This window comes from Paenibacillus sp. FSL R5-0713, assembly GCF_037973325.1.
In the GTDB taxonomy this organism is placed as follows: Bacteria; Bacillota; Bacilli; order Paenibacillales; family Paenibacillaceae; genus Paenibacillus.
Window position 1 is genome coordinate 1 of record NZ_CP150229.1, and the last position, 13,853, is coordinate 13,853.

At 46.7% G+C, this 13,853-nt stretch carries 9 protein-coding genes and 1 rRNA gene; 9 read left to right on the plus strand and 1 reads right to left on the minus strand.

Features of this window, described 5'->3' with window-relative positions; genetic code table 11:
- The 6 genes from dnaA to gyrB all read left to right on the plus strand — a co-directional run bounded on the left by dnaA (position 1) and on the right by gyrB (position 6,427).
- Positions 1-1,347, plus strand: a complete 1,347-nt coding sequence (gene dnaA / locus MKZ12_RS00005; protein WP_339238906.1) for a chromosomal replication initiator protein DnaA — start codon at positions 1-3, stop codon at positions 1,345-1,347.
- Positions 1,348-1,567: 220 nt separating this feature from the next.
- On the plus strand, positions 1,568-2,710 hold the full coding sequence (gene dnaN, locus MKZ12_RS00010; protein WP_339258149.1) for a DNA polymerase III subunit beta: 1,143 nt from the start codon (positions 1,568-1,570) through the stop codon (positions 2,708-2,710).
- A 16-nt stretch (positions 2,711-2,726) separates the two neighbouring features.
- The gene (gene yaaA, locus MKZ12_RS00015; RefSeq protein ID WP_036611994.1) at positions 2,727-2,942 is read left to right on the plus strand and encodes a S4 domain-containing protein YaaA; all 216 of its coding nucleotides are present in this window, start codon (positions 2,727-2,729) and stop codon (positions 2,940-2,942) included.
- 57 nt (positions 2,943-2,999) lie between these two features.
- Positions 3,000-4,112 (plus strand): DNA replication/repair protein RecF, encoded by a 1,113-nt coding sequence (gene recF / locus MKZ12_RS00020; protein ID WP_076216624.1) that lies wholly within the window; start codon positions 3,000-3,002, stop codon positions 4,110-4,112.
- Between the two features lie 13 nt (positions 4,113-4,125).
- Positions 4,126-4,374, plus strand: coding sequence for an extracellular matrix/biofilm biosynthesis regulator RemA family protein (locus MKZ12_RS00025; RefSeq protein ID WP_017691405.1), 249 nt, complete (start codon positions 4,126-4,128; stop codon positions 4,372-4,374).
- A gap of 142 nt (positions 4,375-4,516) precedes the next feature.
- Positions 4,517-6,427 carry a DNA topoisomerase (ATP-hydrolyzing) subunit B gene (gene gyrB, locus MKZ12_RS00030; protein WP_339238908.1) on the plus strand — a complete coding sequence of 637 codons (1,911 nt, stop codon included), beginning with the start codon at positions 4,517-4,519 and terminating at the stop codon, positions 6,425-6,427.
- An 86-nt stretch (positions 6,428-6,513) separates the two neighbouring features.
- Here the strand turns inward: gyrB and MKZ12_RS00035 are convergent, their stop codons facing one another.
- Positions 6,514-7,464, minus strand: coding sequence for a YheC/YheD family protein (locus MKZ12_RS00035; protein WP_339258151.1), 951 nt, complete (start codon positions 7,462-7,464; stop codon positions 6,514-6,516).
- Between the two features lie 426 nt (positions 7,465-7,890).
- On the opposite strand from MKZ12_RS00035, the gene gyrA reads away from it, so the two are divergent.
- From gyrA to MKZ12_RS00050, 3 genes are all read left to right on the plus strand, one after another.
- Entirely contained in the window at positions 7,891-10,455 is a 2,565-nt protein-coding gene (gene gyrA, locus MKZ12_RS00040; RefSeq protein ID WP_339238911.1) for a DNA gyrase subunit A, read from the plus strand.
- A gap of 221 nt (positions 10,456-10,676) precedes the next feature.
- Positions 10,677-11,795, plus strand: a complete 1,119-nt coding sequence (locus tag MKZ12_RS00045; RefSeq protein ID WP_339258153.1) for an HD-GYP domain-containing protein — start codon at positions 10,677-10,679, stop codon at positions 11,793-11,795.
- A 467-nt stretch (positions 11,796-12,262) separates the two neighbouring features.
- Positions 12,263-13,814, plus strand: a 16S ribosomal RNA gene (locus tag MKZ12_RS00050).
- Positions 13,815-13,853 lie beyond the last annotated feature (39 nt).

Consider the following 13,853-nt stretch of genomic DNA (forward strand, 5'->3'; position numbering starts at 1 on the left):
GTGGACAGCCATACTTCTGATTTATGGCAGCAAATTTTATCAATCATACAAAACAAACTCAGCAAACCCAGTTTTGATACCTGGTTCAAAGCAACCAAGGCTACCAAACTGAATGACCGCTCCATCGTCATTTCCGCCCCAACTACGTTTGCCGTCGAATGGCTGGAGAGCCGTTACACCAAATTGGTCGGATCGACGGTATACGAGCTGCTTGGCAAGCAAGTCGATGTGAAATTTGTCATTGAAGAGAACAAGCCTGCTGAACCGGACCCGCAACTGCCGGCACCAACGCCTACCGTTGTACAGGAAGAAGCGGTACTCAGCATGCTGAATCCGAAATATACGTTCGATACATTTGTCATCGGGCCAGGCAACCGTTTTGCCCATGCCGCATCGCTGGCGGTCGCTGAAGCGCCCGCCAAAGCTTACAACCCTCTTTTTCTGTATGGAGGAGTAGGTCTCGGTAAAACACACTTGATGCATGCGATCGGACATTACATTCTGGAGCATGATCCAGGCAGCAAAGTTGTTTATTTGTCGTCTGAGAAATTCACGAACGAATTCATTAACTCGATCCGTGACAACCGCGGGGAGAGCTTCCGTAACAAATACCGGAGCGTCGACATTTTGCTCATTGATGATATTCAGTTCTTGGCGGGAAAAGAATCAACACAAGAGGAATTTTTCCATACGTTTAATGCGCTGCATGAGGAACGGAAGCAGATCATCATCTCCAGCGACAGACCACCAAAGGAAATTCCGACACTGGAAGAACGACTTCGTTCTCGATTTGAATGGGGGTTAATTACGGATATCCAGCCTCCAGATTTGGAGACAAGGATCGCAATCTTGCGTAAAAAGGCACGTGCGGAAAACTTGGATATTCCGAATGAAGCGATGATGTACATCGCCAACCAGATTGACACCAATATCCGTGAACTGGAAGGCGCCCTGATTCGGGTCGTTGCTTATTCTTCACTGACTAATCAAGATGTAACCACTCATCTGGCAGCTGAAGCACTGAAGGATATTATTCCTTCCAGTCGCCCCAAAATGATCACTATTCATGACATCCAACAAAAGGTCGGCGAGTACTATAGCCTTAAGCTTGAAGATTTCAAAGCACGGAAACGGACCAAGGCAGTTGCTTTCCCAAGACAGATTGCCATGTATCTCTCTCGTGAACTGACAGATTTTTCTCTGCCCAAAATCGGGGAAGCATTCGGAGGACGAGATCATACCACTGTCATACATGCTCACGAAAAAATCTCCCAAGCGATTAAAAACGATCAGGATCTCTATAAAGTTATCAACAACTTAACCGAAAAAATCAAGAATCCAACCTGAACAAGTCCCAAGCCTATGCACAACGTATACACATGTGGATAGGCTTGGGTGTACGGGTTTATACCCACTTATCCACATATTCAGTGCCCCTATTACTATTATTACTAAAAAGATCTTAAAGATATCATCTCCAAAATAGCCATTTCGGAGCTTAGCCTTCGGCCTTTGAAAAACACCTTTTAACACCCCAACACCCAAAAAATCAGCTAGGAGTGAAACCATGAAAATCAGCATAATGAAAAACTACTTAAACGATTCCATACAGCAAGTATCCAAAGCGATCTCAAGTCGTACAACGATTCCGATTCTGAGCGGTATCAAATTCGACGTGAATCATCAAGGTGTAACGTTGACAGCAAGCGACACCGATATATCCATTCAATCCTTCATCCCGCTTGAAGACGGAGATAAAAGCGTAGTTCAGGTAGATCAACCGGGCAGTGTAGTTCTGCCAGCCAAGTTTTTCGTGGAGATCATCAAGAAGCTGCCATCCCAAGAAGTCCATATGGAAGTCAAAGACAACTTCAACACCTTTATCTCCGCAGGTGCTACCGAGATTCAACTGGTAGGTCTTGATCCGGAAGAATTCCCGGTACTGCCAAGCATCGAGGAAAACCAAACGGTTTCCATTCCAGGCGATTTGCTGAAAAATATGATCAAACAAACCGTCTTCTCCATTTCCACACATGAGACAACTCCAATCCTGACGGGTGTACTCTGGAGTTTGGGTGACAACGAATTGAAATTTGTGGCAACGGACCGCCACCGTCTTGCTACTCGTTCAGCAATGCTGGATAATGCAGAAGGTATCCGCTTCAACAACGTGGTCATTTCCGGTAAAACGCTGAACGAGCTCAGCAAAATTGTTCCGGATCAAAATACGCTTGTGGATATCGTTGTTGCAGACAATCAGGTTCTGTTCAAAATCGACCGTGTATTGTTCTACTCCCGTATTCTGGACGGGACATATCCCGATACTTCTAGAATTATTCCAACGTCATACAAAACAGAACTTGTTTTAGATACAAAAAAATTAAGTGAATCCATTGACCGGGCTTATTTGCTGTCGCGTGAAGAGAAAACAAACATTGTGCGTATGCAAACAATGGATTCAGGATCTGTTGAAATTTCTTCAAGCTCTTCCGAGCTAGGTAAAGTAAGAGAAGAAATCGAACCTGCCGAATTTACAGGAGATCCGTTAAAAATCTCGTTCAACTCCAAATACATGCTGGATGTGCTGAAAGTCGTTGAAAGTGAGCAGCTGATGATCGCTTTTACAGGAGTCATGAGTCCTATCATCTTGAAACCGCTGGATGACAGTCACAGCCTTTACGTGATATTGCCATATCGGACGACCAACTAAAGAAAGGAAGATCAGAGTGAACCAAGTTACGATTCGAACGGAATATATTAAGCTTGATCAATTTTTGAAACTGGCTGACTGCATCCCAACTGGGGGTATGGCCAAAGCTTTGCTTCAGGAAGGACTTGTACGTGTGAATAAAGAGCCCGAGGAACGCCGGGGACGTAAGTTATACCCTGGGGATATCGTTGAAGTGGACGGAGAAGGCACATTCGAAGTTGCCGCAGAATAAGAAGACCAGTTCGATCCTGCTGCCTCCTGACGGACGGGATAAAAGGGAGGTTACCGCGTGTTTGTGAACAGCATTGATCTGCAGAATTTCCGCAATTATGAACATCTGAGACTGGACTCTTTTGGTCCCGTAAACTTGTTGATCGGGCAGAATGCCCAGGGCAAGACCAATCTTGCAGAGGCAATTTTTGTACTTGCACTCACCAAGAGCCACCGTACATCCCGTGACAAGGAGCTGATTCGTTTCGGTGAGGAACGTGCCAGACTTGCAGCAGAGGTCGACAAAAAGTACGGATCGGTCAAACTTGAGTTATCTTTGTCGCAACAAGGCAAAAAAGCAAAGATTAACGGCCTGGAGCAGCGCAAGCTAAGTGATTTTGTCGGAGCACTCAATGTCGTGATGTTTGCTCCGGAGGATCTGGAGATTGTAAAAGGCACACCGGGGGTCCGCCGCCGGTTTCTTGACATGGAGATCGGACAGGTCGCACCAGGTTACCTGTATCACCTGCAGCAATACCAAAAAGTGCTCGTCCAACGAAACAATTTGCTTAAGCAGCTTTGGGGACAAGGGGCATCAGCCCAGACCATGCTTGAGGTATGGAACGAACAACTGGTCGAGCATGGTGTTAAGATCGTCAAAAAAAGGAAACAATTCATAAAGAAATTGCAAAAGTGGGCAGAAACGATTCATCAGGGGATCACCGGAGGCGGGGAAGTCTTGCGCCTAGCCTACCTTCCGTCCTTCAGCGAAGCCGCTGAGGAAGATGAAGCTGTCTTAATGGACCAATTTATGATAAAATTATCACAAATGAAAGAGCAGGAGATTCGCCGAGGCACAACCCTTAGTGGGCCGCATCGGGATGACCTGTCCTTTTTCATTAACGATCGGGAAGTACAAACATATGGCTCGCAGGGGCAGCAGCGCACAACGGCGTTGTCCCTTAAACTTGCGGAAATCGAACTGATTCACGAAGAAATCGGAGAATATCCGGTCCTGCTGCTGGATGATGTTCTGTCAGAACTGGACCCTTTTCGCCAGACGCAGCTGATCGAAACGTTCCAGAGCAAGGTGCAAACCTTTATTACAGCTACGGGGATCGAGAGCCTGAACGTTGACAAGCTCAAAGATGCCAGTATTTATCACGTTCATGCCGGACAGGTTGAACGCTAAGGAGTGAGGGCTTATGTACATTCATCTGGGCGGTGAGAAGATCATCCGTTCTTCCGAATTGGTCGCTATTTTTGATATATCGATTGAAAAATCCTCAAAGATCTCCAAGCAATATGTCACGCATGCCGAGCAGGAAAAAACCGTGGAACACATCGGTGAGGAGGAAGCCAAGTCCATTGTGGTGACCAAAAACATTGTGTACTACTCGCCAATTTCCTCAGCCACGTTGAAAAAGAGAGCTCACATTTTTCCTGATCTCTAGTAGTTCATTGGCATAAGGGTGTATTTTGCTGCTTGTCTTTATGTGGACAACTGGCGCTGAAATGAAGGACGTTGCCCATTTCAGCAAACATTATTAGTTAACGCATATTTACGATATTGAATCTATAGAAGTAGGTGAAAGCATGTCTATGAATCAACCGTCATATGGTGCAGATGAAATTCAGGTTCTTGAAGGACTGGAAGCCGTACGGAAACGTCCGGGGATGTATATCGGTTCCACCAGTTCCAAAGGTCTGCATCATCTGGTCTGGGAAGTAGTGGACAACAGTATCGATGAAGCGCTCGCAGGTTACTGTGACCATATCGAGGTTACTATCCATGAAGACAACAGTGTCACTGTTGTCGATAACGGACGTGGGATTCCTGTCGGTGAACATGCCAAAATGAAACGTCCTGCGCTTGAGGTCGTTATGACCGTCCTCCATGCAGGAGGTAAATTTGGTGGCGGCGGGTACAAAGTATCCGGTGGTTTGCACGGTGTAGGTGTATCCGTAGTTAATGCACTATCCGAAAAAGTTGTTGTCACAGTTAAGGTTGACGGGCATGTCTATCAACAGGAGTACCGTCGTGGAGCTCCACAATATGACCTGAAAGTAATTGGAACAACGGAAGAAACGGGAACAACGGTTAGATTCCACCCAGACCCTGAAATTTTCACGGAAACGAGAGTTTATGATTATGACATCTTGCTTGCCCGTATTCGTGAGCTGGCATTCCTGAACAAGGGAATTGGTCTTACACTGACGGATGAGCGTACAGGTGCAACCAACTCGTTCCTGTACGAAGGCGGCATTATCGAATACGTCTCCTTCCTCAACCAGAAGCGAGAAGTACTGCATGAAACTCCAATCTACGTTGAAGGTTCCAGAGATAATATCCAGGTGGAAGTTGCCCTGCAATACAATGACAACTACACCGAGAATATCTATTCCTTCGCCAACAATATCAACACGCATGAGGGCGGAACCCATGAATCAGGTTTCAAGAGTGCCCTTACACGGATTATCAATGACTACGCCCGTAAAGCGGGGGTAATCAAAGACAGTACGGGTAATCTTTCTGGGGACGATGTGCGTGAAGGCTTGACCGCTATTATTTCGGTCAAGATTCCGGAACCGCAATTTGAAGGACAGACAAAGACCAAGCTGGGTAACAGCGAAGTTCGTGGGATTGTCGAATCCTTGTTTGCCGAGAAACTGCAGGAGTTCCTGGAAGAGAATCCTTCCGTATCCCGCCGCATTTTGGAAAAAGGACTGCAAGCAGCCCGTGCGCGTGAAGCAGCCCGTAAAGCCCGGGAGCTGACACGTCGTAAAGGTGCACTTGAAGTAAGCTCACTTCCGGGTAAATTGGCAGACTGTTCATCCAAGGATGCTTCAATCAGCGAATTGTACATCGTCGAAGGTGACTCTGCCGGCGGATCAGCGAAGCAAGGACGTGATCGTCATTTCCAAGCGATTTTGCCGCTGCGTGGTAAGATTCTGAACGTGGAAAAAGCTCGTCTCGACCGGATCTTGGGTAATGCGGAGATCAGGGCTATTATTACGGCGATGGGTACAGGTATTGGTGATGACTTCGATATTGCCAAAGCCCGATATCACAAAATCATTTTGATGACGGATGCCGATGTCGATGGTGCTCATATCCGAACACTGTTGCTGACATTCCTGTATCGGTACATGCGTAAAATCATTGAGGCAGGTTACGTATATATTGCACAACCGCCATTGTTCAAGATTGAGCGTAACAAAGTGATTCGTTATGCCGGTTCCGAGCAAGAGCGCGATGAAATTATTGCCACGTTCGGAGAAAATGCGAAATTTAACGTTCAGCGTTACAAAGGTCTTGGCGAGATGAATGCCGGACAATTGTGGGAAACGACGATGGATCCGGAGAGCCGGACTATGATGCAAGTATCGATCAATGATGCCATACTTGCTGATGCGATGTTTGATACCCTGATGGGGGATAACGTTGAACCACGTCGTGACTTTATCCAGGAAAATGCGAAATACGTGAAAAACCTCGACATTTAACGATATTCGAAGAGGCGCCTGTGAGGGCGCCTTTTTATATTATTTGAATCACGGAATAGGAGGCAGAGGACTTCCGTAACCTGTGGTTAGCGACGTACACGTTTTTTGGCAGACGAGGCCTGTGCTTTGGGGGATGGACGAGAAGTCTTACTCTTTTTGGCTGGCAAACGGCCGTACGCAATTGCATAGCGTTTGATCTTCCGGTATGCCCCCTTGTCCGGGAGTAAACCAAAAGCATAAATGCCCGGCAATGTGTTGACTTCAAGAATCCAGGGACGTCCTTCTTCGTCTAGTGCAATATCAATACCAATCTCTTTGAGCCTTGGAAATGATGTCTGCAATTGCACAGCGGTATGGATACCTAGACGGTATAGCTCATTGCGGAGTTTTTTGAATCTATCCTGTTGAAGATGGGGCAGTACGAGTTCTTCAAACGTGGCCAATTGTCCACCACCATGAATGTTCGTGATAATTTTGCCCGGTGCAGCAACACGTCCCAGAATACCTGTTGTTTCCCAGTTATGTTGCAGATTTTTTTGAGTCAACACACGCAAGTCAAAAGGCAAATCTCCATGCTTCATCAAGGAGATTCCCTGTTGAATGATATAATCCCGTTCCTGAATGCGATCATTCAGTGCTCGTTCGAGTTCATCCAGGGAATGAAAGGATCTCTCCTCTGTACCGTATTGGAGATGATATGTTGTTATGAGCTGGGTAGCTCTGGAGGTAACAGCACTTGCTTCGAGTTCATCCACAGGTGGGTTCCGATCATTGGTTTCTTCAGGAACATCTGCTTCTGTGGCGTAATCGTCGGAATTAACAACTGGTTCGTATAAACGGGTTGTTTTCACCCGCATGACCCCATTACCGTAAGTACCACGGTCCGGTTTGATATAGTTGGACTCGAATAATTCAGTCATTCGTTCCAAAGTTTGACGGCTATATTTTCGGGTGACTGGGATATATTCATTCACTATGCGACTGCGTTGTAACACAGCTGTTTTGGCCCATTTGCTGGAGACGCGTTGGATACCCAAGATCCATCAGTCCTTTCATGTTTTGTTCATTTCCAAAGAGGGAAAGACACGGAGAAATCAAAGGACAAGAGACGATTTCAGTGGTATAATAGAGAAATATGGCGTTTTGTGCGATGAGCTGCACAATCTGCAGTTTGATCGTAGGACGGGAATGGCTTTAGCCTCGATGGGCACAGTACATATGCCGTATTTCTAGCATTGTATGTGCAATTGAGGAGGAAGGCAGGGCGTATCCCCAGAGACGCAGAAGTTCCCGGAAGAAAGGCTATTGCCCAGCGGACGTTTAATTGTGTAACTTTTGTGAAAGTAATATAATAAAGAGTAGCGTTCTTGCGCGGTTTTAGCCTTGTTAGGCTTTTCACATATAATCAATTTTCTTGCATGACGGAATGGAACGTTTGTTGAAGGACAAGAAGGAGGTCCAGCATGGCGGAAGAAATGAACTCTCAGATTACAGATCGGGATATAGGCGTGGAGATGCGTGAATCGTTTATGGATTATGCGATGAGCATCATTGTTAGCCGTGCCTTACCTGACGTACGTGATGGATTGAAGCCGGTTCACCGGCGTATTCTGTACGCAATGTCAGAGCTCGGCATGACCCCCGATAAACCACATAAAAAATCAGCCAGAATCGTCGGCGAAGTTATCGGTAAGTATCACCCACACGGTGACTCTGCTGTATACGAGACGATGGTACGGATGGCACAGGATTTCTCCCTGCGCTATATGCATGTAGATGGACATGGTAACTTTGGATCGGTCGATGGCGACATGGCAGCAGCGATGCGTTATACGGAAGCTCGCTTGTCCAAGATTGCTATGGAAATGCTTAGAGATATCAACAAGGATACGATTGATTTCCAGGCGAACTATGACGGTGAAGAACATGAGCCAATCGTTTTGCCTGCTCGTTTTCCTAACTTGCTTGTCAATGGGGTTGGCGGGATCGCGGTAGGTATGGCCACCAATATTCCTCCTCATAATCTGGGTGAGGTCATTGATGGTGTACAGGCCATGATTCAAAATCCGGACATTACATCCATGGAACTCATGGATTACATTCAAGGACCAGACTTCCCTACATCCGGCTACATTTTGGGCCGCTCAGGCATTCGCCAGGCGTATCAGACCGGACGTGGCTCAGTAACGATGCGGGCCAAAACCAACATCGAAGAGAATAACAACAAAGCGCGAATTATCGTTACAGAGCTGCCTTATCAGGTGAACAAGGCGAGACTCGTTGAGAAAATCGCCGAGTTGGTACGTGATAAAAAGATTGATGGCATTACCGACCTTCGTGATGAGTCTGACCGTAATGGTATGCGGATTGTAATTGAGCTTCGCAGAGACGTGAATCCGGGTGTTGTTCTGAACAACCTATACAAACACACATCGATGCAATCCACTTTCGGAATTAACATGCTTGCGATTGTGAATAAAGAACCTAAAATCCTGAACCTGCGTGAAGTGTTGTATCACTACCTGCAGCATCAGATTGAGGTTATTCGCAGACGTACGCAGTTTGAACTGAAGAAGGCTGAAGCTCGTGCACATATTCTAGAAGGCTTGCGCATAGCGTTGGATCATATCGACGAGATTATTACATTGATTCGTTCTTCCAGTAATGCAGATGCAGCCAGAGAAGGTTTGATTGAGCGTTTTTCACTCAGTCATGATCAGGCTCAAGCGATTCTCGATATGCGTTTGCAACGCCTCACAGGTCTGGAACGCGAACGTATTGAGAATGAATACAACGAACTGATGGTCAAAATTAGAGAGTATCGCGAAATTCTGGCCAATGAACATTTGGTGCTTGAAATTATCAGCACAGAGCTGCAAGAGATTCGCGACCGCTTTAGTGATGATCGTCGTACAGAGATCACTGTAGGTGAAGAGAGTATTCTGGATGAGGACCTGATTCCGCGCGAAGAGGTTATCATTACGATTACCCATACAGGCTACGTGAAACGTCTGCCGGTATCCACATACCGCAGCCAGAAACGTGGTGGACGTGGGGTTGTGGGTATGGATACGAAAGATACTGACTTTGTTGAGCATCTGTTCGTAACCAACTCTCACAACTACCTCATGTTCTTCACCGACAAAGGTAAGGTGTATCGTCTCAAAGCGTACGAGATTCCAGAGCTTGGACGTACCGCACGGGGAACACCGATTATCAACCTGATCCAGATTGAGCAGGGTGAATCGGTTAATGCCGTGATTCCGGTTCAAGAATTTGAAAGTGACAGATTCTTGTTCTTTGCTACCCGTCAAGGGGTCGTGAAGAAAACGCCACTTGAGGATTACACCAATATCCGCAAAGGCGGCTTGATCGGTATTTCCTTGCGTGATGATGACATTCTAATTGATGTTAAGCTGACCGATGGACAGCAAGAGATCATTATGGGTACAGCTCACGGAATGTCTATTCGATTCTCCGAAAGTAATGTACGTTCCATGGGACGTAGTGCAACCGGGGTTAAAGGGATCACATTGGATGAACAGGATGCCGTTATCGGCATGGATGTAGTCGATAAAGATCTCGATGTTCTGATCGTTACAGCCAAAGGATACGGTAAACGTACACCTGTGAGTGACTATCGAATGCAGACTCGTGGCGGTAAAGGAATTAAGACGATTAATGTCACAGAGAAGAACGGCGCAGTAGTCAGCCTCAAGATGGTTAAAACCGAAGAGGATCTGATGATTATTACGTCTAGCGGTACGTTGATCCGGATGAGCATGGAAGGCATATCCACGATGGGTCGATACACGCAGGGTGTGAAGCTGATTCATATTCGTGACGAAGATTCAGTAGCTACAGTCAGCCGGATTGACAAAAATGAAGAAGAACCAGACGATGAGTCACTTGAAGGCATGGAAGGCGGGGAAACCCAAGCTCCGGCAGTAAGCCTGGAAGAAGGAACCCTTTCTGACGCGGATGCAGATGCTGAAGTTGAGGACGACGATTCCGGTTCGGAAGCATAAACCTAGAATGTTATAAACCGATCTCTTGGAGATTGGAAAAAGATTGCGAGGGCTCCCACTGGGAGCCCTTTTGTTGTATAAAGGGATCTCTTCTTCTATTCTTTCGAATCTAGGATGTACAGCCTCATTTCTGAGTAATATAATGGGAAATATCATGAAAAACCGGGACTATGGTCTTGTTTGTTATTAACATAGAAGAACGATGAGTGAGGGGAATATACATGGGACTTATCACCCTGTCAGAAGTCAAATCAGGACTCAAACTTGGGAGTGATGTGCAAACGCTTCGTGGCAACGTTTTGCTTCAGAAGGGCAAAGTCATTTTACCCAAGGATATGGAAGTGCTCAAAGCCTTTATGATTCACCAGGTGGATATTGAGCACGAGAGAATGGGATCAAGTAATACAGGAACCAAGGGTGCATCTGCGTCTGCAGGAAGTACAGCAAACGAGAAGAATGGTGAACGGACAGCGAAGACAGGGAATGTCAGCACAGCCCCTGTAACAACGTCTCTACAGGATGAGTATGAAAAGATGGTAGGACTGACCAAAAATGCGTTCTTGTCCTCTCTGGCGGCTGAATTGCCTGTATATGAGCTGCGTACACAGTTAGAGGCTGTGTTTGCACATCTCAAACAATATAATGTGCTTACCTTCAGTCCACGAGTAATGCAAGAACATGATTATGTGTATCACCATGCTGTACTGAGTGCAATCACATCCTACCAACTGGCCCAGTGGATAGATCTTCCCTCCAAGGATTGGATGCAAGTTGCGTTTGCAGGCTTGTTCCATGATATTGGTAATAACAAAGTAGATCCGCAAATTCTCCATAAGCCTTCTACGTTAACCGTTACAGAGCAGAATGAGATCCGGCAGCACACCAAATATGGTTACCAGATTCTTAAACAGGCAAAGGCTATTAATGAGGGCGCCAGACTTGCTGCTTTGCAGCATCATGAAAAAGTTGACGGATCAGGTTATCCGTTGCAGCTTAGTGGGACGCAGATTCATATTTACGCTAAAATCGTAGCTATCGCTGATATTTTCCACGCCATGACGCTGGAGAAGATTTACCGTAAGGCACAATCACCGTATCTAGTTCTAGAACAAATCCAGAGTGAGGCATTTGGAAAATTGGATCCTGCAATTGTACGTGTATTTGTTCAACGATCAACCCAGATCCATAATGGCATCCGAGTAAAACTCAGCAATAACCAGATTGGAGAGATCGTATTCTCTGATCGAGATCATCCTACACGGCCTATGGTGTCAGTAGAAGGAACGATCATTAACCTAATGCAGCAAAGGCAGCTTCACATCCAAGAGGTTATCGGTTAACTATAGATATTAGGGCAACTTGAGGAGAGGGTCTTTCATTTATAGAGAGGCCTTTTCGTTTGAGATATATATAAATGTAGATATACAAGAAAAGATTATTAGGAGGATGTATAATTTAATCAAAAAAAGACTTGCAATCAAAATCTGTACATGTTATATTCTAATTCCGGCCAAGAAAACACGGTTTACACGGTGCGGCAAGCAAATCAAATAAGCTTCGAAAGAAACTTAAAAAAAGAGCTTGCAAAGTTGGTTCGGATGTGATAAGATATAAAAGTTGCTGAAGAGAACGACATTCGGTAACGGAACAAGTTTGATCTTTGAAAACTGAACAACGAGTGAGTAAACATTCTGCTTGCAGAATGAACGCGAAAGTTGAAACAAGCCTTGGCTTGGATCGACTGGAGCACAATTGAGATTTTTAATCTCGTCAGATTCAAAATGAGCTTATCGCTCTTTTCAATACTTTATTGGAGAGTTTGATCCTGGCTCAGGACGAACGCTGGCGGCATGCCTAATACATGCAAGTCGAGCGGAGTTGATAAGAAGCTTGCTTCTTTGATGCTTAGCGGCGGACGGGTGAGTAACACGTAGGCAACCTGCCCTCAAGTTTGGGACAACTACCGGAAACGGTAGCTAATACCGAATAGTTGTTTTCTTCGCCTGAAGGAAACTGGAAAGACGGAGCAATCTGTCACTTGGGGATGGGCCTGCGGCGCATTAGCTAGTTGGTGGGGTAACGGCTCACCAAGGCGACGATGCGTAGCCGACCTGAGAGGGTGATCGGCCACACTGGGACTGAGACACGGCCCAGACTCCTACGGGAGGCAGCAGTAGGGAATCTTCCGCAATGGGCGAAAGCCTGACGGAGCAATGCCGCGTGAGTGATGAAGGTTTTCGGATCGTAAAGCTCTGTTGCCAGGGAAGAACGCTTGGGAGAGTAACTGCTCTCAAGGTGACGGTACCTGAGAAGAAAGCCCCGGCTAACTACGTGCCAGCAGCCGCGGTAATACGTAGGGGGCAAGCGTTGTCCGGAATTATTGGGCGTAAAGCGCGCGCAGGCGGTCATTTAAGTCTGGTGTTTAATCCCGGGGCTCAACCCCGGATCGCACTGGAAACTGGGTGACTTGAGTGCAGAAGAGGAGAGTGGAATTCCACGTGTAGCGGTGAAATGCGTAGATATGTGGAGGAACACCAGTGGCGAAGGCGACTCTCTGGGCTGTAACTGACGCTGAGGCGCGAAAGCGTGGGGAGCAAACAGGATTAGATACCCTGGTAGTCCACGCCGTAAACGATGAGTGCTAGGTGTTAGGGGTTTCGATACCCTTGGTGCCGAAGTTAACACATTAAGCACTCCGCCTGGGGAGTACGGTCGCAAGACTGAAACTCAAAGGAATTGACGGGGACCCGCACAAGCAGTGGAGTATGTGGTTTAATTCGAAGCAACGCGAAGAACCTTACCAGGTCTTGACATCAGCATGACCGGGCTAGAGATAGTCCTTTCCTTCGGGACATGCTAGACAGGTGGTGCATGGTTGTCGTCAGCTCGTGTCGTGAGATGTTGGGTTAAGTCCCGCAACGAGCGCAACCCTTGATCTTAGTTGCCAGCATTTCGGATGGGCACTCTAAGGTGACTGCCGGTGACAAACCGGAGGAAGGTGGGGATGACGTCAAATCATCATGCCCCTTATGACCTGGGCTACACACGTACTACAATGGCCGGTACAACGGGCTGTGAAGCCGCGAGGTGGAACGAATCCTAAAAAGCCGGTCTCAGTTCGGATTGCAGGCTGCAACTCGCCTGCATGAAGTCGGAATTGCTAGTAATCGCGGATCAGCATGCCGCGGTGAATACGTTCCCGGGTCTTGTACACACCGCCCGTCACACCACGAGAGTTTATAACACCCGAAGTCGGTGGGGTAACCGCAAGGAGCCAGCCGCCGAAGGTGGGATAGATGATTGGGGTGAAGTCGTAACAAGGTAGCCGTATCGGAAGGTGCGGCTGGATCACCTCCTTTCTATGGAGAATCGTTTCCCGAGTGGAAACATTCAAATAT